17 protein-coding genes are annotated in these 23,228 nt (G+C 70.0%); 15 read left to right on the top strand and 2 right to left on the bottom strand.

Translation table 11 applies throughout. From position 1 onward, the window contains the following. Nucleotides 1-45: 45 nt before the first annotated feature. Nucleotides 46-1,941, bottom strand: coding sequence for a Na+/H+ antiporter NhaA (locus ACWEOW_RS10385; protein WP_452269115.1), 1,896 nt, complete (start codon nucleotides 1,939-1,941; stop codon nucleotides 46-48). A 408-nt stretch (nucleotides 1,942-2,349) separates the two neighbouring features. Here ACWEOW_RS10385 and ACWEOW_RS10380 point away from each other — a divergent pair, with 408 nt between their 5' ends. The 13 genes from ACWEOW_RS10380 to ACWEOW_RS10320 all read left to right on the top strand — a co-directional run bounded on the left by ACWEOW_RS10380 (nucleotide 2,350) and on the right by ACWEOW_RS10320 (nucleotide 21,295). Continuing rightward, complete coding sequence (locus ACWEOW_RS10380) at nucleotides 2,350-2,736, top strand: hypothetical protein (protein ID WP_452269114.1); 387 nt, start codon at nucleotides 2,350-2,352, stop codon at nucleotides 2,734-2,736. A gap of 260 nt (nucleotides 2,737-2,996) precedes the next feature. Continuing rightward, the gene (locus tag ACWEOW_RS10375; RefSeq protein ID WP_452269113.1) at nucleotides 2,997-4,184 is read left to right on the top strand and encodes a 4-hydroxybenzoate 3-monooxygenase; all 1,188 of its coding nucleotides are present in this window, start codon (nucleotides 2,997-2,999) and stop codon (nucleotides 4,182-4,184) included. Nucleotides 4,185-4,236: 52 nt separating this feature from the next. Next, complete coding sequence (gene pcaH / locus ACWEOW_RS10370) at nucleotides 4,237-5,028, top strand: protocatechuate 3,4-dioxygenase subunit beta (RefSeq protein ID WP_452269112.1); 792 nt, start codon at nucleotides 4,237-4,239, stop codon at nucleotides 5,026-5,028. Continuing rightward, nucleotides 5,021-5,623: a protocatechuate 3,4-dioxygenase subunit alpha gene (gene pcaG / locus ACWEOW_RS10365; protein WP_452269111.1), complete on the top strand. Its 603-nt coding sequence runs from the start codon at nucleotides 5,021-5,023 to the stop codon at nucleotides 5,621-5,623. Before pcaH ends, pcaG begins: the two co-directional genes overlap by 8 nt. Continuing rightward, complete coding sequence (locus tag ACWEOW_RS10360; RefSeq protein ID WP_452269110.1) at nucleotides 5,620-7,002, top strand: lyase family protein; 1,383 nt, start codon at nucleotides 5,620-5,622, stop codon at nucleotides 7,000-7,002. Before pcaG ends, ACWEOW_RS10360 begins: the two co-directional genes overlap by 4 nt. Beyond that, nucleotides 6,999-7,802 carry an alpha/beta fold hydrolase gene (locus ACWEOW_RS10355; RefSeq protein WP_452269109.1) on the top strand — a complete coding sequence of 268 codons (804 nt, stop codon included), beginning with the start codon at nucleotides 6,999-7,001 and terminating at the stop codon, nucleotides 7,800-7,802. The genes ACWEOW_RS10360 and ACWEOW_RS10355 overlap by 4 nt, the downstream gene beginning before the upstream one ends. Continuing rightward, nucleotides 7,799-8,305 carry a 4-carboxymuconolactone decarboxylase gene (gene pcaC, locus ACWEOW_RS10350; protein ID WP_452269108.1) on the top strand — a complete coding sequence of 169 codons (507 nt, stop codon included), beginning with the start codon at nucleotides 7,799-7,801 and terminating at the stop codon, nucleotides 8,303-8,305. Before ACWEOW_RS10355 ends, pcaC begins: the two co-directional genes overlap by 4 nt. Next, entirely contained in the window at nucleotides 8,289-8,981 is a 693-nt protein-coding gene (locus ACWEOW_RS10345; RefSeq protein WP_452269107.1) for a 3-oxoacid CoA-transferase subunit A, read from the top strand. The genes pcaC and ACWEOW_RS10345 overlap by 17 nt, the downstream gene beginning before the upstream one ends. A gap of 26 nt (nucleotides 8,982-9,007) precedes the next feature. Further along, on the top strand, nucleotides 9,008-9,661 hold the full coding sequence (locus ACWEOW_RS10340; protein WP_452269106.1) for a 3-oxoacid CoA-transferase subunit B: 654 nt from the start codon (nucleotides 9,008-9,010) through the stop codon (nucleotides 9,659-9,661). A gap of 90 nt (nucleotides 9,662-9,751) precedes the next feature. Beyond that, nucleotides 9,752-11,206, top strand: coding sequence for a benzaldehyde dehydrogenase (locus tag ACWEOW_RS10335; protein ID WP_452269105.1), 1,455 nt, complete (start codon nucleotides 9,752-9,754; stop codon nucleotides 11,204-11,206). A gap of 858 nt (nucleotides 11,207-12,064) precedes the next feature. After that, nucleotides 12,065-15,172: a glycosyl hydrolase gene (locus tag ACWEOW_RS10330; protein WP_452269104.1), complete on the top strand. Its 3,108-nt coding sequence runs from the start codon at nucleotides 12,065-12,067 to the stop codon at nucleotides 15,170-15,172. 207 nt (nucleotides 15,173-15,379) lie between these two features. Next, nucleotides 15,380-18,928, top strand: coding sequence for a family 78 glycoside hydrolase catalytic domain (locus ACWEOW_RS10325; protein WP_452269103.1), 3,549 nt, complete (start codon nucleotides 15,380-15,382; stop codon nucleotides 18,926-18,928). Nucleotides 18,929-19,114: 186 nt separating this feature from the next. Beyond that, nucleotides 19,115-21,295: a S8 family serine peptidase gene (locus ACWEOW_RS10320; RefSeq protein WP_452269102.1), complete on the top strand. Its 2,181-nt coding sequence runs from the start codon at nucleotides 19,115-19,117 to the stop codon at nucleotides 21,293-21,295. 8 nt (nucleotides 21,296-21,303) lie between these two features. On the opposite strand, the gene ACWEOW_RS10315 is transcribed toward ACWEOW_RS10320, so the two are convergent. Then, nucleotides 21,304-21,516 carry a hypothetical protein gene (locus ACWEOW_RS10315; RefSeq protein ID WP_452269101.1) on the bottom strand — a complete coding sequence of 71 codons (213 nt, stop codon included), beginning with the start codon at nucleotides 21,514-21,516 and terminating at the stop codon, nucleotides 21,304-21,306. 250 nt (nucleotides 21,517-21,766) lie between these two features. Here ACWEOW_RS10315 and ACWEOW_RS10310 point away from each other — a divergent pair, with 250 nt between their 5' ends. Together ACWEOW_RS10310 and ACWEOW_RS10305 are read left to right on the top strand one after the other, a co-directional pair. Beyond that, a complete protein-coding gene (locus ACWEOW_RS10310) occupies nucleotides 21,767-22,840 on the top strand; it encodes a LacI family DNA-binding transcriptional regulator (protein WP_452269100.1) in 1,074 nt (357 codons plus the stop codon). A gap of 145 nt (nucleotides 22,841-22,985) precedes the next feature. Then, entirely contained in the window at nucleotides 22,986-23,189 is a 204-nt protein-coding gene (locus tag ACWEOW_RS10305; protein WP_452269099.1) for a LuxR C-terminal-related transcriptional regulator, read from the top strand. Nucleotides 23,190-23,228: the final 39 nt, after the last annotated feature.

Genomic DNA, 23,228 nt, shown 5'->3' with positions numbered 1-23,228 from the left:
GAGGTGCCAGGTCGCTGCATGGGACGTGCTGCATCGAGGGACCGGTCACCTCGACCCGGAGACGCGCAGGGCGTCCCGGGCAGTGCGGACCGCTCCGGTGAGGGTCTCCAGGTCGAACGCGCCGTGGTGGCGCTGTCCGTTGATGAAGAACGTGGGTGTGCCGGCGACACCGGACAGGTCGGCCGACTCGACGTCGCGGGCGACCCGAGTCTCGTGACGGCGACGACGGAGGTCGGTCTCGAAACGAGCGGTGTCCAGCCCGAGCTCGTCGGCGTAGCGGAGCAGGTCGGCAAACCTGAGGTGCTCCTGGCGGGCGAGCAGGAGGTCGTGCATCGGCCAGAACGCGCCCTGAGCTGCTGCCGCCTCGGAGGCCTCGGCGGCGAGCTGGGCCTGCGGGTGGACATCGGTCAGGGGCAGGTGTCGCCACACGTACCGGATGTCGGTGTCGTCCGCGAGCAGCTCACGGACCGCCGGTTCGGCCTGGCCGCAGTGAGGGCATTGGAAGTCGCCGAACTCGATGACGGTGATAGGTGCCTTGACGGGTCCGCGGACGTGGTCGTGCTCGACGTCGACCTCGGGGACGAGGTCCTGGATGAGGGTCAGGTCACCGACGAGTGCCCGGGCCCGCGCCTCGTCGGGTAGCCTCCCGATCAGCCGGTAGACGACCCAGGTGATGGCCGCGGCGAGGGCGGCGGCAGTGAGCGCACCGAGCTTGGCCTCGGCCAGATGGGTGTCGTGGAAGGCGCGGCTGGCCACCAGCAGGGCGACCGTGAACCCGATGCCCGCGATCGTGCCGCTGCCGAGGACGACACCCCAGCCGACCGGTGGACGGATACGGCCACGGCTGAGGACCGTGACGGCCTTGCTCGCCGCGACGATGGCGACGGGCTTGCCCACGACGTAGCCGACGATGACGCCGATGGTGACCGGTGCGGCATACGCCTGGCCGAGAAAGCCGGGGTCGAGGGTGATGCCGGCGTTGGCCAACGCGAACAAGGGCACGATGAGGTAGCTGGTCCACGGGTGGTAGAAGGCCTGCAGCCGCGCGTTGGGTGAGAGGGTGGCCAGCAGCCCGGTCCGGGCGGACCGGGCGAGCTCGATCGTCGGTTCCTCACGGAAGCGACGCACGAGCCCGGTGGCGTCCTCGAGGTCTCCGCGACTGGGGGTGTATGCCGGGCAGGCCAGCCCGATGACCAGACCCGCCACGATCGGGTCGATGCCAGAGGTACGCAGCGAGAGCCACAACGCGACCCAGATCAACACGTAGACCCAGATCTGCTGGACGCGGAGCCGGACGGCATACAGCAGCAGTGCGAACACGGCCGCGGCGACCAGCAGTGGCGGCCAGTGAATGCTGCCGCTGTAGGCGATCGCGATGACCACCAGTGCGGCCAGATCGTCGACGACGAGGATGGTCACCAGGAACACGCGGGCCCGCTCCGGGGCGTGGGTGCCGAGCAGGGCGAGCATGCCCAGGGCCAGTGCGGTGTCGGTGGACATGGCGACACCCCAGCCGTTCGTGGTGCCGTGACCGGCGTTGATGGCGAGGTAGATGCCGATGGGGACCGCCATGCCGGTCAAGCCCGCGACGAGCGGGAGGACGAACCGGCGACGCTCGCGCAGATCGCCGAGGTCGAACTCTCGGCGAGCCTCAAGACCGACGACGAGGAAGAAGAACGTCATCAGGCCGTTGTTGAGCCAGCCGCGCAGGTCCTCGTCGATGGCGTGGTCCCCGAGGGTGATCGAGAGCCGCGTCGTCCAGAACGACTCGTAGGTCTCCTGGCTGAGGTTGGCCCACACCAAGGCGAGGGCGATGGCGGCGGCGAGCACGCCGGCACTGCCTGACTCGGTGAGCAGGAAGTCGCGCAGCGGCGCGCCGCGGCCGCTGCGGGGCCGGAGCGTCATGGCCCTCCACAGCGTGGACTTGGACGGTTCGGACACGGTTGTACACCTCGCCGAGGTGCCGGGACCTGCCGAGACCTCTCGCTCACTCTCGCAGATCAGCCGGGCCTCCCGGCCGCTAGGGGGCCATCACCGTGGACCTCGCCGGGTTCGATCACTGTTCGCGAGCGGGCCGCTACCACGCGACCCCGCGGGGTGAACTTGCTTTCCATGTCGACTGCGTCGGCCTCAGGTGCACCCAAGATTCAGTCGGCGAAAGGAATAGAAAATGTCTCAGGCGGAGTAAGTCGCAACATTTCCGCACGTTGGACGGGAATGCGTCACGTTTCCAACAATTGGCGGCCAAAGGGACGACTGTGAAGAAGAGAAGGAGCGCGGCGCCCACGTTTGTATGGCGCTCCCGACAATGATGCGAGTACATTTCGAGCGTCGTGAAAGGAGACGGTCATGGGCTTTGTCGGTCGAGCACTGAGCGTCGGAGCTGCACTCGTCGCGGTGGTCGCCACCGCCGGGACGGCCCACGCGACGCCGGGCAAGAGCCCGCAGTGGACGCTCCAGCTGGTGGGCACCTGCAATGGTGTCCCGGCAGTCGTCATCGATCCGCCCGGGCCGGGGCCGACCGGCTTCAGCCTCAACGACGGCCGGATGGGCGTTGGGAGGTTGTTCGAGGGCGTCAACACGGCGACGGGCGAGATCGCTTTCGCGGATGAGTACGGAGTGGCGCTCGAACACGCCAACCAGCCGATCACGACGTGTGAGTTCCCGATCCCACCCGCGCTGTCGCCCGACGGCACGGCCAACTGGGTCTTCCGGGTGACCGGCTTCTTCCGCTGAGCGGGAGAGACTCCCCTGGCAAGAGCGGCTCGTCAGCGGGGAAGGCTTCGACTGATGCCTTGCGTGGCGACCTGAAGCGCGAGGAGCCCGAGGTCCCACAGGCGGCGGCCAACGACACGCCCGTGAGGTCCCCATTTCACTGAGTGAAGGCGTAGCGTCGCGGTGGGTGAGGCGGCGCGTCACTCTGGAGGTGCACTGCACCCGTGGTCGGCACCCGCATCACGCCGACCGACCAGTGACCCATCGTCGCAAGGAAGCCGATGACAGCGCGCGTCACCTCGACCCAGGTGGGGATCGTCGGAGGCGGACCGGCGGGCCTGATGCTCTCGCATCTGCTCGCCCTGGAGGGCATCGAGTCGGTCGTCGTCGACAACAGGTCCCGGCTCGAGATCGAGAACACCGTGCGCGCTGGGATCCTGGAGCGCGACAGCGTTCGGCTGCTTGTCGAGTCCGGTGCATCGGAGAACGTGCTGGCCGAGGGACAGGAGCATCGGGGCATCGAGCTCGGGTTCGGCGGGACCTTGCATCGGATCGACTTCCAGTCCTTGGTCGGCGCCTCCGTCTGGCTCTACCCGCAGACATCGGTCTTCATGGACCTCGCGGCCGCTCGCGAGGCCGCCGGTGCTGACGTGCGTTTCGGTGTGAGCGACACGGCGGTCGATGAGCTCACCACCGAGCGGCCGGTCATCCGCTTCACGGACCATGACGGGATGCCGAGCGAGATCCACTGCCGCTACCTCGTGGGCGCCGACGGCTCGCACAGCACCTGTCGGCAACAGATCCCCGAGGCGCAGGCGCGCCAGTACTTCCAGGAGTATCCGTTCGCCTGGTTCGGCATCCTCTGCGAGGCGCCCAAGAGCGCGCCCGAGCTGATCTACAACCACGCCGAGCGGGGTTTTGCCCTAATCAGCCAGCGGACCGAGTCGATGCAGCGCATGTACTTCCAGTGCGATCCCGACGAGGACGTCACGTCGTGGTCCGACGACCGGATCTGGTCCGAGCTCCAGGCCAGGGTCGGCGCCAACGGCCACGCGCTGGTGGAAGGCCCGATCACGGACCGCGCCGTGCTGCGGTTCCGAAGCTTCGTGCACGAGCCGATGAGGTACGGCAGCCTGCTGCTCGCGGGCGACGCGGCGCATACCGTGCCGCCTACGGGAGCCAAAGGACTCAACCTCGCGCTCGCGGACGTGCGTGTCCTCGCGGACTGCCTCGAGCGTGCCTTGCGCAAGGACGACGTGGACGCGCTCGACGACTACACCGACAGGGCGCTGGCCCGCGTGTGGAAAGCGCAGCACTTCTCGTTCTGGATGACCCGGATGCTGCATCGACTGCCGGAGTCCACGGACTTCGACGGCCGGCGTCAGCTCGCCGAGCTGCAGTCGCTGGTCGACTCCGCGGCGGGTCGCACCTTCCTCGCCGAGGGCTACACCGGCTGGCCCCTCACATGAGCGGCCGGGGCCGGACCAGGCGGCGCAAGCAGGCCAGGGCGAGGAGATCGACATGAGTGAGACGGTGACTGAGGGTCGTGAGGCACTGGCTGACCGCGACAGCCAGGCGGGGGTCAACGCCGAGATGGCGGCGGCGCGCGCGCAGGACGACTCCGTGGGCATCGCCCGCGTCCAGCCGCGACTGGACTTCCCGGCATACCGCGGCTCCTTGCTTCGGCACCCGACCAAGGACCTGCGCCACGCCGACCCGGAAGCGATCGAGCTGGCCGCGCCCTGCTTCGGGCACCGGGACGTCGACCCGCTGGAGGCAGACCTGACCGTCCAGCACGGCGGACAGCCGATCGGCGAGCGGATCCGGATCACCGGTCGGGTCCTCGATGGCGACGGCCGACCGATCCGGGGCCAGCTCGTCGAGATCTGGCAGGCCAACGCCGCCGGCCGCTATGTCCACAAGCGCGACCAGCACCCCGCGCCGATCGACCCGAACTTCACGGGCGCCGGCCGCACGATCACGGGCGACGACGGCTCCTACTCCTTCGTCACGATCAAGCCTGGCCCCTATCCCTGGCGCAACCACCGCAACGCCTGGCGCCCTGCCCACGTCCACTTCTCCCTGTTCGGCACCGAGTTCACGCAGCGCCTCGTCACGCAGATGTACTTCCCGGGCGACCCGCTCTTCCCGCTCGACCCGATCTACCAGTCGATCACCAACCAAGCGGCCCGCGACCGGCTCGTCGCGGCATACGCCCACGACGTGTCCGAGCACGAGTGGCTGCTGGGCTACCGCTGGGACATCGTGCTCACCGGGTCCCACGCGACCCCCTTGGAGGGCGAGCATGCCTGAGGCACAAGAGAACCCGACGTATGCCGTTGCCCACCATCTCGCGCCGACGCCCGGTCAGACGGTGGGCCCGTTCTACCACTTCGCGCTGCCGTACGACGGGGGCGAGCATCTCGTCCCGCCAGGGTCACGCGGCTCGGTCCGGCTGCACGGCACGGTCTTCGACGGCGAGGGCGCACCTGTGCCCGACGCACTGCTCGAGATCTGGCAGGCCGATGCGGATGGGCGGATCGTGCGGGAACCCGGCTCACTGCGGCGTGACCCAGGCGTCTTCACCGGGTTCGGGCGCACCGCGACCTGGCGTGACGGTGGCTACTCGTTCACGACCGTCGAGCCGGGCCCCACGTCCGAGGGCGCGGCGCCGTTCATCGCGATGACGGTCTTCGCCCGCGGGCTGCTGAACCGGCTCTTCACCCGTGTCTACCTGCCCGAGCCGTCGCCCGCCCTCGACGCGGACCCGCTGCTCGCCGCCCTCGACGACGAGGAGCGGGCCACGCTCGTCGCGAGACGTGAGCCGGACGGGTCGCTGCGGTTCGACGTGCACCTGCAGGGTGCGGGGGAAACGGTGTTCGTCCGCTATCCGAGGCACGATCCATGACTGGGCTGCTCGAGCCGGGCGCGGCCCGGTCAACGGGCCTCACGGACGACCGGGCGGCACTCCAGGCCATGCTCGACGTCGAGGCGGCCTGGGTGCGCGTCCAGCGTCGCCTCGGGCTGGTGTCCGAGGACATCGTGTCCGTCGTGACCGCCGCCGCGGTCGCCGACCACCACGACCTCGCGTCGATCGCGCTGCAGGCCGAGGCGGGCGGCAACCCGGTCATCCCGCTGGTCGACTCGCTGCGCGAGCAGGTCCGGCACGGTGCGGGCTCGCCCGACGTCGCAGGTCGGATCCACCAGGGCCTGACGAGCCAGGATGTCGTCGACTCGGCCCTCATGCTCGTCGCGTCCCGCGTGGTCGGGCAGCTCGACGGTCACCTGTCCGGCGCCGCCGAAGCGACCGCCCGACTGGCGGTCGAGCACCGTGACACTCTCATGATGGCCCGCACTCTCGGCCAGCCGGCCCTGCCAACGACGTTCGGGCTCAAGGCCGCTGGCTGGCTCGGGGCGTTCGACGACGTGCTCGACGAGCTCTCCTCGGCCCGTCGCTCGCTGCCGGTCCAGTGCGGGGGAGCGGCGGGCACGCTCGCAGCGGTCGAGGCGCTCGCGCCGGGCCGTTCGGTCGAGGCCGCGGCGCTGCTCGCGGAGGAGCTCGGTCTCGCGGACCTGGGCCGACCATGGCACACCGACCGCGCGCCGGTCACCCGACTCGGAGACACCCTCGTGCGGGCGGCCGACGCGATGGGCAAGGTCGCGAGCGACGTGGTCACCCTGTCGAGGGCCGAGATCGCCGAGCTGCACGAGCCCTCCATGGAAGGCCGGGGTGGGTCGTCCACCCTGCCGCAGAAGCGCAACCCGGTCCTGTCGGTGCTCGTCCGCGCCGTGGCCATCGAAGCACCGCACCTCGGTGCGACCCTCCACAGCGCCGCCGCGCTCGCGGTCGACGAACGGCCCGACGGCGCCTGGCACGCCGAGTGGGGTCCCTTGCTCCGCCTCATGCGCCGCGTCGTGGTCGCGGCCGCACAGACCGAGGAACTGCTGGGCGGACTCGCCGTCGACTCCGAGGCCATGCGGCGCAACGTCGACGCGGTCGGGCCGAGCCTCGTCAGCGAGCGGCTCCTGCACGAGGTCTCCTTGCTCCCGCAGGGCGCATCGGCCATCAACGCGCTGCGGCCCGCACTGGCCGGCAGCGCCAAGGCGCGACACCTCACGCCGATCCTGCGTGCATACCTGCCCCCGGACGTCCTGTCCGACGAGACCATCGTCGAGCTGCTCGACCCCGCCCGCTACCTCGGGGCCGCGGGCACCCTCGTGGACCGTGCCGTGGCCCGGCACCAAGCGGCATACCCAGCGCGGAGCAACGACGGGAGGAGCGCGTGACGATTCCGATCACCCTCACCAGCCTGCGGGCCCCCGAGCGACAGCGCGGTGTGCTCGTCGTCGGCCCCTCCCTCGGCACAGCAGTGACGCCACTGTGGTCCGCCTGCGCGCGCTTGCTCCCAGCGGACCTCGCGGTCGTCGGCTGGGACCTCCCCGGACACGGTGCCAGCGCTCCCTACGACGAGCCGTTCTCGGTGCAGGACCTGGCCGACGCCGTCATCGCCGCGGCCACGGCGCTGCGCGCCGCCGTTGCCGGGCCGACCGTGTATGCCGGCGTGTCCCTCGGAGGGGCCGTTGGGCTCACGCTCGCGATCGACCACGGACAGGACCTCGCCGGGGTGGCCGTCATCGCCTCCGGGGCCAAGATCGGCGAGCCCGAGGGCTGGCACGAGCGCGCCGACCTGGTCCGTCGCGCCGGGACGCCAGTCATGGTCGAGGGGTCGGCGAAGCGATGGCTCGCTCCCGGCTCGATCGAGCGGGACCCCGCCACCGCGACGGCCCTGCTCGCGTCGTTGCAGGACGCCGACCGGCTCAGCTACGCCCGCTGCTGCGAGGCACTTGCCGCCTTCGACGTGCGCGCCGAGCTGGGCCGCATCGAGATCCCCGTCCTCGCCATCGCGGGTGCGCAGGACCAGGCCGCACCGGTCGCGCTGTCCGAAGCCGTCGCGGCCGGCACCGGCGGCGCCCTGCGGGTCATCCCCGACGCTGCCCACTTGCCGCCCGCGGAGCAACCGGCAGCCACGGCGCGCGAGCTCGCCGCGTTCCTCTCCGGCACGATCCGGGGGGTGCGGGCATCATGAGCGACGACGGCCCGTCTCACAGCTCGTCCCACAGCTCGTCCCACAGCTCGTCGCGCAGCGCGGCCGACGCGCACGCTGAGGGCATGGTCGTGCGGCGCGAGGTGCTCTCCGATGCCCACGTCGACCGGGCGGAAGCACGCACGTCGTCCTTCACCGAGCCCTTCCAGGACCTCATCACCCGCTACGCATGGGGTGAGATCTGGACCCGCCCCGGCCTCGACCGCCGCATGCGCAGCGCCATCACCCTGACTGCGCTCATCGCCCGCGACCACTGGGACGAGTTCGCCCTGCACGTCCGCGCCGCCCGTCGCAATGGCCTCACCGTCGAGGAGATCCAGGAGGTCCTGCTCCAGGCGGCCATCTACCTCGGAGTCCCAGCCGCCAACCATGCCTTTGCGATCGCCGAGCAGGAGATCGCCCACTTCGACGAAGAAGAGGGGTCCGCGCGGAATGAGCAGTCCGCGGACAGCCAGCAGAGGGAGCCAGATGATCGACATCACTGACAGCGCGGTCGACGCCGTGGCGGACATCCCCGACGGGGCGACCGTGCTGGTCGGCGGGTTCGGCACGGCTGGACAGCCGGTCGAGCTCATCGAGGCGCTGGTGCACAGCGGCGCTCGTGACCTGACGGTCGTGAGCAACAACGCCGGCAACGGCGACGTCGGCCTCGCCGCACTGATCCAGGCCGGGCGGGTGCGCAAGATCATCTGCTCGTTTCCGCGCCAGAGCGACAGTCACCACTTCGACGCGAAGTACCGCGCCGGGCAGATCGAGCTCGAGCTGGTCCCGCAGGGCAACCTCGCCGAGCGGATCCGCGCGGCGGGCGCGGGGATCGGCGCTTTCTTCACCCCGACCGGCTACGGCACCCCGCTGGCCGAGGGCAAGGAGGTCCGCGAGATCGACGGGCGGCACTATGTGCTCGAGCTGCCGATCCGCGGCGACATCGCGCTCATCAAGGCGCACCGGGCCGACCGGGCCGGCAACCTGACCTACCGCAAGACCGCCCGCAACTTCGGCCCGATCATGGCCGCCGCGGCGGCCACGACGATCGTGCAGGTCCACGAGGTCGTCCCCCTCGGCGGGATCGACCCGGAGGTCGTGGTGACCCCCGGCATCTATGTCGACCGGGTCGTGGTCGTGCCGGCCGCTGCCAGGCCTGGGCTGGAGGCGGGACAGTGAGCGGCCAGCCGGGACACTCGACGTTCATGGAAGGCCCCGAGAGGCTCGGCGCGGACGCTCTGGCCGCGCTCGTGGCCGCCGACATCCCGCACGGTGCCTATGTGAACCTCGGCATCGGGCAGCCGGCCCTGGTGGCGAACCATCTCGCGCCCGAGCGTGGCGTCACGCTCCACACCGAGAACGGCATGCTCGGCATGGGGCCCGAGGCGCACGGCGCCCAGGTCGACCTCGACCTCATCAACGCCGGCAAGATCCCGGTCACCGAGCTTCCGGGCGCGTCGTACTTCCACCACGCCGACTCGTTCGCGATCATGCGCGGCGGTCACCTCGACATCTGCGTGCTGGGCGCCTACCAGGTGTCGGCGCGAGGCGACCTGGCCAACTGGCACACCGGCGAGCCGGACGCCATCCCAGCGGTCGGCGGGGCGATGGACCTGGCCATCGGAGCGAAGGACACGTTCGTCATGATGAACCTGCTCACCCGCGACGGGCGCAGCAAGCTCGTGACCGACTGCACCTACCCGCTCACCGGCGTCGGGTGCGTCAGCCGCGTCTACACCGACCTGGCGGTCTTTCTCATCGACCACCGGGGCTCCGGTGGGACGGTGCTCGTGCGCGAGACCCACGGGATCACGTTCGGCGAGCTCCAGAAGCTGGTGCCGATCCCGCTGCGCACCTGATCCCGTTCGTCGGACTGGACGGGCCACTCAGGGTCCTGCTCGGGCGTCCAGGGACAGAATTGATCCAGCTATGAGCAAGGAGTGAGCACGATGACCATCATCGGGACCGACTGGCACGACAAGATCTTCCTGGGCGGATGGGTTCACGGCTCCGGCGAGCCGATCACCGTCACGTCGCCGGGATCGGGGGAGGCGCTCGGCGTCGTCGGATCCGCGACGGCCGACGATGTCGCCCGTGCTGCCACGGAGGCGGCCGCTGCCCAGCGGGACTGGGCCGCCCGGCCGCCGTCGGAGCGGGCCGCGGTCCTTCGTCGCGCTGGTGACCTCTGGGGGCAGCACGCGGAAGAGGTCCAGTCGTGGATCATCAGGGAAAGCGGTTCGATCCCGCCCAAGGCGGGGCTGGAGACCCAGATCGCGTCGGACGAGTGCTACGAGGCGGCGGCTCTGCCAACTCATCCGGCCGGTGAGGTGCTGGCGACGAACCAGCCGCGCTGGAGCCTGGCCCGCCGCCGTCCGGTCGGCGTCGTCACGGTCATCGCCCCCTTCAACTTCCCGCTGATCCTGTCGATCCGCTCCGTCGCGCCGGCTCTCGCACTGGGCAACGCGGTGCTGCTCAAGCCGGACCCGCGCACGACCGTCTGCGGGGGCGTGTCCCTGGTGCAGATCTTCCGCGAGGCCGGCCTTCCCGATGGACTGCTGGCCCTGGTGCCGGGTGGACGCGAGACCGGCGAGGCAGCGATCGCCGCGCACGAGGTGCGCGTGGTGTCGTTCACCGGCTCGACGGCTGCAGGGCGGGCCGTCGGTGCCCTCGGCGCGCAGCATCTCAAGCGCACGCACCTCGAGCTGGGCGGCAACAACGCTCTGATCGTGCTGCCTGGAGCGGATCTGACCAAGGCCGTCTCCGCGGGTGCCTTCGGCTCCTTCATGCACCAGGGGCAGATCTGCATGACCAGTGGCCGGCACCTCGTCCACGAGAGCCTGCACGACGACTACGTCGATGCTCTCGCCACGACCGCCGAGCATCTCCCGGTCGGCGATCCGGCGGTGGAGCAGGTCGCGCTCGGCCCGGTCATCGACCACGGACAGCTGAAGAAGATCGACACGCTGGTTCAGGACTCAGTCGGTCAGGGGGCCAAGCTCGCCGCGGGTGGCACCTACGAGGGCCTGTTCTACCGCCCGACGGTGCTCGCTCAGATGACCGAGGCAATGCCGGCCTGGCGAGAGGAGATCTTCGGCCCGGTCGCGCCTGTGCGCCCGTTCTCGTCCGTCGACGAGGTCGTCGCCCTCGCGTCCGACAGCCAGTACGGCCTGTCGCTTGGCATCCTCGGGGACGTCGGTGAGGCGATGAAGCTCGCGGATGCGATCCCGAGCGGCATCGTTCACATCAACGAGCAGACGGTGGACGACGAGGCAAACGCACCCTTCGGCGGCGTTGCGGCGTCCGGCACCGGGTCCCGCTTCGGCGGTGCTCGGGCGAACCTCGACGCGTTCACCGATACTCAGTGGCTCACGGTCCGGCCCGACATCGCTCCGTATCCGTTCTGACCGAGCTCGCAGGGCAAGCGACGCCGATGCAGGGACGAGCCGTCCACCTCCCTGACATCGGTCCGGCATCGGGCCGCTGACACCCGCGGGCTCCGCGCCCGTATGCCGTCCGAGGTGTTCGGGGCCTGGCTCGGCTCGGGCTGCGGTGGGCAGCCGAGGTGGGGTGCGGCATACACCTGCCGGATCGCGGATGGTGCGGGGCGGCGGAGTCACCGTGTGCGGTGTCGGCAGCCGGGCATTGAAACGTATCTACCAATGTGCGCGAGCGACGTTAGGAGCGTCGCGCAGCGATGTCAACGGTGCGTGGGGCGCAGGCCGACCACGGCCAAACCGCAATGCCTCTGGATCTGCTGGGTCGATCGCGTTGTCAACCAACCATTGATGAAGACTCCATGAAACGTGTCAGCCGCCGCCGCTTCGAGGCTTCTGGGCAACCTCTTGACGATCGTCCGCCGGCCACGTTAGCGTCGCCATGCTTGAAACCTTTCAACGAGGCAAGGTGCTCATGAACGGACCACAGGGACCCGTCACTCTGGAACGACGTCAGGCATCCAGGTCCTTCGGCCCTGCCGCCCGGAGCGCCGGCGCGATGGTCGTCGACCCGCTGCGGCTCCGGGGCCTTTCCTCAGAGCACCGCCTCCAGACGGCGCGACCCACGTCGTCGATCTCCACGTGCGCCAACGGGTTCAGCCGGGCGCGCGTTCTCGGCGTCGACCGGACACACCTCCCGGCGCGGCCGCCTGCCGCCCTGCGCGCCAGCACGATCCGTCGCCGTGAACCGCACGACCTCGACTGTCGCGCGGCCAGAGCTCGCACCGTCATCCCCTGACCCAGCCCCAACCATCCGGAAGGAACCCCGTGTCCCGACCCCTGCCTTCGTCCGGGCCCAGTCGCCGGTCCCTGCTCGCCGCTACCGCCGCATCGTTCGGCGCCGCCGCTGTCGTCGCCCCCGCGGCCGCATCCGCGGCGGCATCCACATCGACATCCGGATCCGCCGACGCCGGCCCGGCGGGCTTCCCCGACGCGCTGCGCCAGTCGTTCAAGCACCCCGGAACCGGCACCGCCGCCGGATTCCGCTGGTGGTGGCCGCACGGCCTCGTCGACCCAGCCGAGATCGAGCGCGAGGTGGACGAGGTAGCACAAGCGGGCTTCGGCGTGCTCGAGGTCGCCGACGTCACCCACAGCCTGCGGGCGCGCAACATCGAGGTCGACGTCGCGACGCACGGCTGGGGCACCGCCCCGTGGGTCGCCGGCGTCAAGGCCGCGCTCGCCCGTGCTGCCCAGCGCGGCGTCCGCGTCGATCTCACCGTCGGCCCGTCCTGGCCGGCAGCCGTCCCGACCATCACGCCCGACGACGACGCCGCCTGCACCGAGCTGGTGCACGGTCAAGCGACAGTCGCCGCCGGCGCGTCGTACGACGCCGCGCTGCCTTCGCCCGTCGTCGCTGCGGCGTCGTCGGTGACCAGGTCCGAGCTGGTCACCGTGCAGGCGTACCGGATCACCGGCTACGTCAAGGACCGCAACGGCGTCGTCACCAGCACGATCCTCGACCCGGCGTCGTACACGGACCTCGCGGACGCCGTGACCGGCGAGCATCTCACGTGGACCGCCCCGCCCGAGCCCGCCGACGGCACCTGGCAGCTGCTGGCCACGTGGCGGCGCGGATCCGGCCAGGAGCCCGAGGCCGGGCCGCACACCTCGCCTCGTGCGTACGTCGTCGACCACTTCAGCCGGCGCGGTGCCCAGGCCGTGATCGACCTCTGGCAGACCCGGGTGCTCGACGGCGAGCTGAGGGGGCTGCTCCGTGCCGCCGGCGGCTACTTCTTCGAGGACTCTCTCGAGATCGAGACCAAGGCGACCATCTGGACCGCCGACCTCCTCGACGACTTCCAGGCGAAGCACGGCTATGACCTGCGACCCTGGCTGCCGTTCGTCCTGGAGAAGAGCGAGAAGTACCAGTTCTCGCTGCCCGCGGCGGACCCGACCACGGCCGACAACCTGCGCACCAACGAGATCCGGGACGACTACAACCAGGTCCTGTCCGACCTCTACCGCGACCAGCACCTGCGCCCGATGCAGGACTTCGCGCGAACCCTGGGCATGGGGATCCGGATCCAGCCCTACGGCCTGGAGACCGACACCATGCAGCATTCGGCAGTGGTCGACGTCCCGGAGACCGAGTCGCTCGGCTTCAAGAACCTCGACGACTACAGGGTGATGGCCGCCGGCCGCGACCTGGCCGGCCACACCGTCCTCTCGTGCGAGGCGATCTGCTACAACGGAGCGGCCTACAACACCACCTGGGGCGCCAACAGCGTCAGCCCCACCGCGCAGAACCAGGCGCTGTTCACGATCAACAGCATCTTCGTCGCCGGAGTGAACCACCTGCAGGTGCACGGCTTTCCCTACTCGCAGGCGCCTCAGGTCACCTGGCCGGGCTTCGCCGCCTTCTCGCCCTACTACAACAACGCCATCGGGTTCGGCGAGGCGTGGGGCCCCCGCACCCCGCAGTGGCAGCACGTCCCCGGCATCGCGGCATACCTCGCCCGGACCCAGCTGGTGCTGCAGACCGGCGCCCCGAAGTACGACGTGGCCTTCTGGCGGCACAAGGGCTGGGCCTCCACCGGCATCGGCCCGCAGTGGATCACGAACAACGGCACCAAGCTCGGCTGGTCGCACTCGTTCGTCAGCGCGTCGCTCCTCGCGCTCGACGGCGTGGATGTTGCAGGCGGACGGCTGGCGCCGGACGGCCCGTCCTACAAGGCGGTCGTCGTCGGTCCCGACTCGCTGCGCAGCAACGCCGTGACGATGGACATCGATGGTGCCCAGCGGCTCCTCGCGCTCGGACGCAAAGGCCTACCCATCGTGCTCATCGGCGACTGGTCCCAGGTGACGCCGATCGGACACGAGGATGCTGCCGCGACCGCAACGGTGCGCTCTCTGATGGCGGCGATCGCCGCACTGTCCACGACTCGCACCGTCCCCGAGGCCGAGGTCGGTACGGCGCTCGCCGCGCTCGGCGTGGTCCGTGACGTCGAGCACACCGACTCGACCATCATGCACGTGCGGCGAGTCACCGGCGGCATCGACCTCTACTACCTCGCCAACGCACGGCACGCTGAGAACCGGCGGCTCAACCCGGTGGCGCAGGACGTGTGGCTGACCGCCACCGACGGCGCCTCCGTGCCGTGGCTGCTGGACGCCTGGACGGGCGAGGTGACTCGGATCGCCGCGTTCGAGCGGTCCGGCGACCGGGTCCGCGTGCGGGTCGACCTCGTGCCCGGGCAGTCGACGATCGTTGCGCTGGCCCAGCCTGGCGCCGGCGTCGCCCGGTCGGTGCTGCCGGTCGCGACCGCCGGGCAGACCGTCGTGCCGCGGGGCGCCAACGCTGCCCTGCGGACGACGGCCGCCGGCACCTTCGACCTGACGAGACCCGACGGTCGCACGACCAGGGTCGTCGTTGACCGGGTGCGCGAGCCCGTCATCCCGGCCTCGTGGGGCCTGGAGCTGGAGGACTGGAAGCCGGCGAACCCGACCGACCCGGAGGACCTCAGCACCAGCAAGGACGTCGTGACCCGCGACCTCGCCACGCTGCAGTCGTGGTCGAAGGTCACCGGCTTGGAGGACGTCTCGGGCATCGGGCGCTACCGCACGACGGTCGACCTCGGCGCCGACTGGACCGACAACGACGGCGCCTATCTGGAGCTCGGCGAGGTCAACGACACCTTCCGGGTGCGGGTCAACGGTCTTCTGCTGCCGCCACTCGACCCGATGGACTCGGTGGTCGACCTCGGCCGAAACCTGGTCGCCGGCATCAACGTCATCGAGGTCGAGGTCGCCTCGACCCTGCTCAACCGGCTGCGCGTGGTCACGCCGGCGGTCTACGGCGCGGCCGCGCGCCAGAGCTACGGCCTGGTTGGACCGGTCCGTCTCGTCCCGTATGTCGAGCAGGTGGTACCCGCCTGATCGTTCGGCGCGACAGGTCGGCACCCCGTCCGGCAAGCGGGTGATCAGGCAGGAGACAAGGCGTCGCTCGCGCGCGGTCACCCGCGGGCAGCTCGGTATCGCAAAACATGCAAATCATGACGAATAGAGCAGCAGTCGCTTCAGAGTGAAGGAGTTGCCATCGTGCAATCAGGACGAGCATCACGACCGGCCGACGGGAGGAGGACGGTGCTGCATCGATGGTCTGTTCCGGTCGCCGTTGCCTCCGTGGTCGCGGCCGGCACCATCGCCAGCAGCGCTCCCGCGCTCGCGGCGAGCACCCCGACCGCCGCGACCGCCGCTACCGCCGCGACCGCCTCGACCGTCACCGTGGGCGGCCTGCGAGTCGACAACCGCACCGACCAGCCGCTGGGCGTCGACGACCCGAACCCGATCTTCAGCTGGCAGCTGTCCGGCAGCGGCGCCGCGGCGCGGCAGACCGCCCACGAGGTGCGCGCGACCGACGCGTCGGGCCGGGAGCTGTGGGACTCGGGACGGGTCGTGGGCTCGGCGCAGCAGCTGACCTACGCGGGCCCGGCGCTCGCCCCGCGCGCCGCCGTCTCCTGGCAGGTCCGCGTGTGGGACGGCAACGGTGACATCTCACGATGGAGCGCGCCGTCCAGGTTCGAGATGGGCCTGTTGCAGCCCTCCGACTGGGGCGCGGCCAAATGGATCCAGCTCCCGCCCCCGCCTCTGAACCGCGGAGTGGTGATCGACGTCGGCGAGCAGGACGCCCGCTACGTGCGGCTCGACGTGACCAAGCTCGGCCTGCCGCTCTACGAGTCGTCCTACGGGACGGTGTCGCGGATCCAGCTCGCGGAGATGGAGGTGCTCGCCGACGACGGCACGAACGTGGCGCTGGGAGCGAGCGTCTCGGCATACGACCAGTTCTCGTCGCAGGGCTGGGGGACCAAGCTGCTGACCGACGGCAAGATCATCAGCCCCGGCTACATGAGCCGCCAGTCGGCAACCCAGGACGTCAACCCGTCCAAGTGGGTGCAGGTGGACCTCAAGACGGTCCAGCACTTCAACAAGATCGTGCTCTATCCGCGCAGCGACTCGCGCACGCCGGACGGGCAGATCCCGAACTTCCCGGTCGACTTCACGATCCGCGCCTCCGCGACCTCGTCCACGCCGACGACGGTGATCAAGACGGTTACCGATGAGCCGAACCCGCAAGGCCCCGACCTCAACAACCCGCTGCCGATCTTCGCGCGCTCCTTCACCGCGGCCAGGACGGTCAGCAAGGCACGCCTCTACGTCGCCGGCCTCGGCGCCTACGAGGCGACCGTCAACGGAAAGCCGGTCACCGACACGGTCCTCAACCCGGGTGTCACCAACCCGCTGCGCTCGGCCGAGTACGGCACCTATGACGTGACGAGCCTCGTGCGCGACGGCGACAACACGGTCGGTGTGGCGCTGGGCAACGGCCAGACGAACGTCAACCCGCAGGCCAACGCAGCCGCCGGCCGCAGCGACGTGTACACGAAGTTCAACTCGACGCCGGTCCCGACGGGCACGCTTGCCGGTTCGGTCGCCGCGGGCGACACGACCGTGCAGCTCTCGAACGTGCTCGGGTATGCCGTCGGCGACACCGTCAACGTCGACACCGGTGACGGTGGGAGCCGGCTCGAGTCACGCAAGGTGACGGCCGTGGGCGCCAACACCCTCACCGTCTCGGTCGCGTTCGACCAGAGCCACGCGTCCGGTGCCTCGGTGCTCGGTTCCGGCGCGTCCACAAAGGGTGAGATGGCCGTCTCACCGCGCCTGATCGCGCGCCTGGAGCTGACCTACGACGATGGCTCCGTCGACACGATCGTCACCAACCCGCAATGGCGGACCAAGGCCGGCCCGACGATCACCGACAACTGGTACGCGGGCACCGACTTCGACGCGCGCGCGGTCCAGGCAGGCTGGGACGAGCCGGGCGCGGACCTCTCGGACAGCAAGGGCTGGGAGGACTCGTCGATCACCTCGCCGCCATCGCTCGACACGAAGCTCGTGTGGCGCGAGGCCCCGCCGGTCCGCGTGCAGGACACCTTCAACGCGGTCGCCACCAAGCACCCGGGCACCGACTCGTGGTCGTTCGACCTCGGCCAGAACTTCGCCGGTATGCCGCGCCTCCACATCCCCGGGGGCACCGTCCCGGCGGGCACGGTCATCAAGATCACGCCGGGGGAGGGCTGGAGCGGCAACGGCACCGTCAGCACCGCCTCCGCCGGGTCGCCGACCGGCATCTTCGACACCTACACGACCTCGGGTGACCCCGCCGGTGAGACGTTCACGCCACAGTTCATGTACCACGGCTTCCAGTACGTCCAGGTCAGCGGGCTGCCCGCGGACTTCACGCCGGACGTGGACACGATCGTCGGTCTGCAGACCAACGCTGATGTCCCGACAGGTGGTTCGATCTCCACGGACAACGACCTGATCAACACCATCCACCGGATGTCGGAGTACTCGATCCGCTCCAACATGCAGTCGATCTTCACCGACTGCCCGCACCGCGAGAAGCTCGGGTGGCTGGCGGACATGATCCAGTCGATGGGGGCGATCCACTCCAACTTCGACGTCTCCGCGTTCCTGCGTGGGATGGAGCGCCAGATGCTCGAGTCCCAGCAGCCGGGCGGCCTCGTCCCAGGCACTGCACCGGAGTTCCCGAACTTCGGCGGCGGCTACCGCGACGACGTGAACTGGGGCGGAGCGTTCATCATCACGCCCTACTTCCTGTGGCAGAACTACGGCGACACCCGCACGATGAGCCAGTACTACGGCGCGATGCAGAACTACCTCGCCTACGTGCGTGCGCAGATCACGCCCGACGGGCTGCTGACGAGTGGGCTCGGCGACTGGATCGCGGGTGACACGACGACGCCGAAGAACGCGACCGGGACCTACGGCCTGTACGTGATCGCTCAGGACCTGGCGGACATCGCGGACGAGCTCGGCAAACCCGGTGACGCGGCCGACTACCGCGCGCTGGCGCAGAGCCTGGCCAACGCCTTCAACGCCGCCTTCTTCAACCCGCAGACGAAGACCTACACGTCGTCTGGCCCTGCCGGGACGACCGGTTCGCAAGCGCTCGACGCCCTGCCGCTGGCGATGGGCATCGTGCCCGACGGCGCGAAGCAGTCGGTGCTCGACGACCTTGTCGCGCGCATCTACGCCTACCACCCGAACGGCGGCGGCCCGCACATCAGCGGCGGCGAGGTCTCGCTGCAGCCGATCTACGAGGTGCTGATGAACGAAGGCCGTGGCGAGGCCCTGTGGGACGTGCTCCAGGAGACCACTGCGCCGAGCTACGCGTACTTCGTGAACCAGGGCCTGACGACGATCCCGGAGTCGTGGAACCTCGCCGGATCGCAGAACCACATGATCCTGCTCCAGATCGACGAGTGGTTCAGCGCGGGGCTGGCCGGGATCCGGCAGGCGCCGGGCTCGGTGGGCTTCGACCGGCTGATCATCAAGCCGCAGGTGGTGGGGACCCTGACGCACGTGTCGGGCAGCCGTGAGACCCCGCACGGCACGGTGTCGAGCACGTGGACCAGGGGCGCGAAGGGTCTCTCGACGATGCGTGTGTCGATCCCCGCGGGCACGACCGCCACGGTGTACGTGCCATCGGCGGCCGATGAGTCGTTCGTCCCCGTGGGCGGCGAGGTCACGTCGGCGGGACGCGTGGCCGGGTACCAGGTGTTCTCGGTCGGGCCGGGCGACGTGACGTTCCGCATGGGTGCGTGAGCGGGGCCTCGACCGACAACGCTGGTCACGCCGACGTCACCCGGCTCGCTCGTCCTGCGGGACGAGCGAGCCGGGTGACGAAAGGGGTGCAGAGTGCGGATCCACGTCCCTCCGACGTATCACCGGGGCCGCATCTCGCATCCTCTCCATTGAGTGGTATGCCGCCGCTCGAGAGGGGAGTTCGCCATGCCCGACGACGGAGCTCGCACACGCACCAGCCCTGAGCCCAGCATCGACAACGGTGAGGTGGTGTTGCGCGGGACCCCCATCACGGTGTCGGCGCGATCCAAGCTGGCAGAGGGCGAGCATCGCTCCGTCAGCGTGCTCGGCCACCGCGCCAGGGCGTCGCTCGCCGAAGACTCGAAGTCCGTTGTCATCGACACCAGCACGCTGCCCGCCGGCCGCCACGTGCTGCACACTGACGGACTCGTCCTCGGCAGGGGCGCGCGACTATCAAGCCTGGACGTGGAGTTCGTCATCGTCGACTCCAACGCGCCTATCCCCGAGGGCTATTCGCTCCTTCACGCCACACGCCTCCGCATCGGCGAGCTGGACGTCGAGCCCCTCTCGATGGACAGCGTCCCTGACGGGCCGTACATCGACGTGTTCAAGGCGGAGGACCGCCGACGTCGCCGACGCACCCCCGTCGACCTCGCCTTCGACGATCGCGGCAGTGAGGTCGATGTGAACGAAGCCCTCCTCCAGCTCGCTCGGCGGCGGCGCGAGGCCTTCGGGCGCGTGCACCCAGCACTGCACGAGCTGCTGACTCAGCAGGACCTCGTCCCCGTCGCGGTGTGGCTTGCCACCGACGACGATCCTGAGCGGGTCGAGAAGTCCACGAAACGGGCGACCCTCCGGCGACCCCGACCCGAGCTGGCGACGGAGCGTCGCTGGCGAGCCGCGGTCGAGCGGGTGCGCCCCACCCTCGAGGACCTTGGACTCGAGGTCCAGCGCGTAGACGAGCGCGCTCCGGTCATCTTCGGCGTGATGCGGTCTCACGCCGTCCGCGAGCTCGCCGACAACGAAGCCGTTGCTGCGGTGTTCCTCCACAGCGAAGAGGGCATCCTCGACCTGACCGACTCCATCGCGATCGCCAACTCCGACGACGCCCACAGCGCCGGCTTCGACGGCACCGGGGTCAACGTCGCTGTGTACGAGGACGGTCCGGACGACACCACCAACCTCGCGATCACCGCGAGGTACACGACGACCCCGGCGACCACACAGCACTCCCGGCACACGCACGCCATCGTCAAGAACATCGAACCGAACCGTCCGCACGGCCATGCGCCGGACTGCAACCTCCACTCCGCGAACAGCACCGACCTGGCCGCAGTCCGCTGGGCCGCCCAGGACCGCGGCTGCACGGTGATCAGCCAGAGCTTCCACCGAGACGCCGAACAGACCTCCTCCGGGCTGTCCTTCGACGACGTCTACAAGGACTGGCTTGCCCTGCAGTGGCCGTACCCGACCATCTGCGAGGCCGCGGGTAACGGCCCCGACAGCGAGTTCGTCAATCACAAGGGCTACAACCGCGTCACCGTCGCGAACCACAATGACACCGCCTCGGGGATGGCCTCCGACACCTGCTTCCGCAACCCGTCGTCCTCGCACGGGGACCGCGAGCTCCCGGAGATCGCCGCCAACGGCACGAACGTGACGACTGTGGGGCTGACCTTCTCCGGCACGAGCATGGCTGCCCCCGCGGTGGCCGGCGCGGTCGCGTGCATGCAGGAGGCGAACGGAACGCTGAAGTCATGGCCGGAGGGATGCCGGGCGATTCTGCTCGCGTCCGCCTGGCGCAACCCCGCCGGTGGCACCTGGCGATCCGACCTCATCGCCGGCGTGGACGGGTTGGACGGCTCCGGAGCGCTCGACACCAAGGCGGCAACGGACATCGCCCGGAGCCGGTCCTCGCGCAACGGCCCGGCAAGGCGCCGTGGTTGGGATGTGGGGACATCGCGGTCGTCGGACTACGGCACGGACCGGTTCTCCACGTACTCGTACCGGGTTGCCGTGCCGAGAACGACTCTGTGGCCTCACGTCAAGGTCGCGCTGGCTTGGGACTCTCACGTCACGTCGTTCGACTTCTTGGGCATTCACCTGCCGCTGTCGTCGACGTTGACCGTCGACCTCGACCTACACGTTCGCGACTCTCGCGGGAACCAGGTGGCCGTCAGCAACTCGTTCGACAACAGCTACGAGATCGCCGAGTTCGTCGCCACGCCGGGGGAGACCTATGACGTGAAGATCCGACGGTGGTCAGGCACCGACGACGTCTGGTACGGCGTCGCGTGGACGGTCACGGGTCTCGACATCCTGGTCGGACGCGTCCTCAACGGTGGCACAGTCCTGCGCCGAGCCTGAGCGCCCTGCTATCGCTCCCACTCGATACGGGTGGCCCCATCGTGGCCGTGGATGGCGAGCACATCCTCGATCTCGTCCCACACAGCGACCGAGGTGGGCCGGCCCGGCACACACCAGCGAAGCGCGACCCTGCCGTCGCCGAACTCGACCCCCTCGGCCACGAGGCCGGTTCCGGAAATGCCGGAGGGGTCGGCATCACGGACCATCTGGAAGGTGCGCATGCGCTCCTTCCTACTCCTGAGGCGGCTCGGCTGGAGGTGGAATCGGCTCACCCGACCGTGAGGTGGCGGGGCCGACACCCGGGGTGCTGTCTTCTGGATCGTCGCTCGCACGGTCGCTCGGGGGTGTCGCGGCCTGACCACCGGACTGTCCGAACGGACAGGAGTCCCATTCCCTGTTGCGCGGTTGAACGGATTCAAGCAGCATGAGGTCACGCCGCGACGAAGGGGCGGGTGAACAGGTGTGAGCAGCGTGAGCAGCCCGATGCCGGGCGGGCATCCCCATGCGCGGATCAGCGACGTCGCGCGCCGTGCCGGCGTGTCCGTCGGCACTGTCTCCAACGTCCTCAACCGCCCGCAGATCGTGGCGGAGGCGACCCGGCAGCTCGTCCATGCCGCCATCGAGCAGCTCGGCTTCGTGCCGAACGCCTCAGCCCGGCAGCTGCGAGCCGGCGCCTCCCGCACGGCCGGAGTGCTCGTCCTCGACATCGCCAACCCGTTCTTCACGGAGGTGGCGCGGGGCATCGAGGACCGGCTCATCGAGGACGGTCTGACGATGCTGCTCAGCAGCTCGGACGGTGACTCGGCTCGTGAGCGGCTGATCCTCGACACCTTTGCCCAACAACGGCTGCGCGGTGTCCTGCTGACCCCGTCGCAGCGGACGGTGGACAACCTCGAGCGACTGACTGACCAGGGCACCGAGGTCGTCTTTCTCGACCACCGTCCTCGGGTCAAGGACTTCGCCTCCGTGGTGACCGACGACGCCGCCGGCGGCCGCACCGCCGTCGCGCACCTGCTCTCGCTGGGCCATCGCCGGATCGGGTTCGTCAACGGACCCCTCTCGCTGCAGCAGTGCCGCGCCCGGCGGGTCGGCGCGCGTCGCGCCATCCGGGCCGCGGACGGCGCAGCCGAGCTCGTCGAGCTGCAGGTCGACACGCTCGATGCCTCCGGAGGCGAGCTGGGCATGGCGCGGCTGCTCGCCGAACGCCCCGACGTCACCGGGGTCTTCTGCGTCAACGACCTCGTCGCGCTCGGCGCGATGCGGCACGCGCGCAACCGCGGGCTGGACGTCCCCGACGAGCTCTCCGTGATCGGCTACGACGACGTCTCCTTCGCCAGCGAGCTCGCTGTCCCGCTGAGCTCGGTGCGCCAGCCGACCTACCAGCTTGGCTGGTCCGCCGCCGACCTCCTGCTCAGCTCGACCGCGCCGCGCCACGTCGTGTTCCAGCCCGAGCTCGTGGTGCGCCGGTCGACCGGGCCGGCCTCGGACTCGGCCAAGCGGCCGGAACGACGACCCGGAACGGTGGGAGGCGGCGCCCCCGAGTAGGGCGCCGGACATGTCCGCCGTGTGCCCTGGACCGCCCTCCGTGGCTCCCTCCGTGACTCCTTCCCCACCCCGGCCCGGTGGGGGACCGGGTCCTGCCCACGAGGTGCGACCCGTCCACCCGGGCAGCGGTGCCCAGGGAGCCCAGGTGACCTCGAAACCGCTGCTCAGCCGCCAGGACCTGACCCTGCTGGCTCTCACCGCCGGCGGGCTGCGGCTCGACCTCGTTGCCCGAAAGCTCGGGGTGTCGGAGCGGACCCTTCGGCGCCGGATGAGGCGGGTCTGCGACCGCATCGGCGTCATCTCACCCATCGAGGCAGTGGTCTGGGCCGTGCGGCGAGGCCTCATCTGACCGGTGTGACCGGTTCCGGACACTTTCGTTCCCAGGCCG

This window comes from Monashia sp. NPDC004114 (assembly GCF_053603855.1).
Note: the sequence above shows the minus strand (reverse complement) of the source record. Positions and strands in the feature narration are given on the sequence as shown.

Bases quoted from the DNA above. Each gene is read 5' to 3' on its own strand.
- ACWEOW_RS10380 (WP_452269114.1), top strand. From the start codon at position 2,350: ATGGGCTTTGTCGGTCGAGCACTGAGCGTCGGAGCTGCACTCGTCGCG.
- ACWEOW_RS10375 (WP_452269113.1), top strand. From the start codon at position 2,997: ATGACAGCGCGCGTCACCTCGACCCAGGTGGGGATCGTCGGAGGCGGA.
- pcaH (WP_452269112.1), top strand. From the start codon at position 4,237: ATGAGTGAGACGGTGACTGAGGGTCGTGAGGCACTGGCTGACCGCGAC.
- pcaG (WP_452269111.1), top strand. From the start codon at position 5,021: ATGCCTGAGGCACAAGAGAACCCGACGTATGCCGTTGCCCACCATCTC.
- ACWEOW_RS10360 (WP_452269110.1), top strand. From the start codon at position 5,620: ATGACTGGGCTGCTCGAGCCGGGCGCGGCCCGGTCAACGGGCCTCACG.
- pcaC (WP_452269108.1), top strand. From the start codon at position 7,799: ATGAGCGACGACGGCCCGTCTCACAGCTCGTCCCACAGCTCGTCCCAC.
- ACWEOW_RS10345 (WP_452269107.1), top strand. From the start codon at position 8,289: ATGATCGACATCACTGACAGCGCGGTCGACGCCGTGGCGGACATCCCC.
- ACWEOW_RS10340 (WP_452269106.1), top strand. From the start codon at position 9,008: ATGGAAGGCCCCGAGAGGCTCGGCGCGGACGCTCTGGCCGCGCTCGTG.
- ACWEOW_RS10335 (WP_452269105.1), top strand. From the start codon at position 9,752: ATGACCATCATCGGGACCGACTGGCACGACAAGATCTTCCTGGGCGGA.
- ACWEOW_RS10320 (WP_452269102.1), top strand. From the start codon at position 19,115: ATGCCCGACGACGGAGCTCGCACACGCACCAGCCCTGAGCCCAGCATC.
- ACWEOW_RS10315 (WP_452269101.1), bottom strand. From the start codon at position 21,516: ATGCGCACCTTCCAGATGGTCCGTGATGCCGACCCCTCCGGCATTTCC.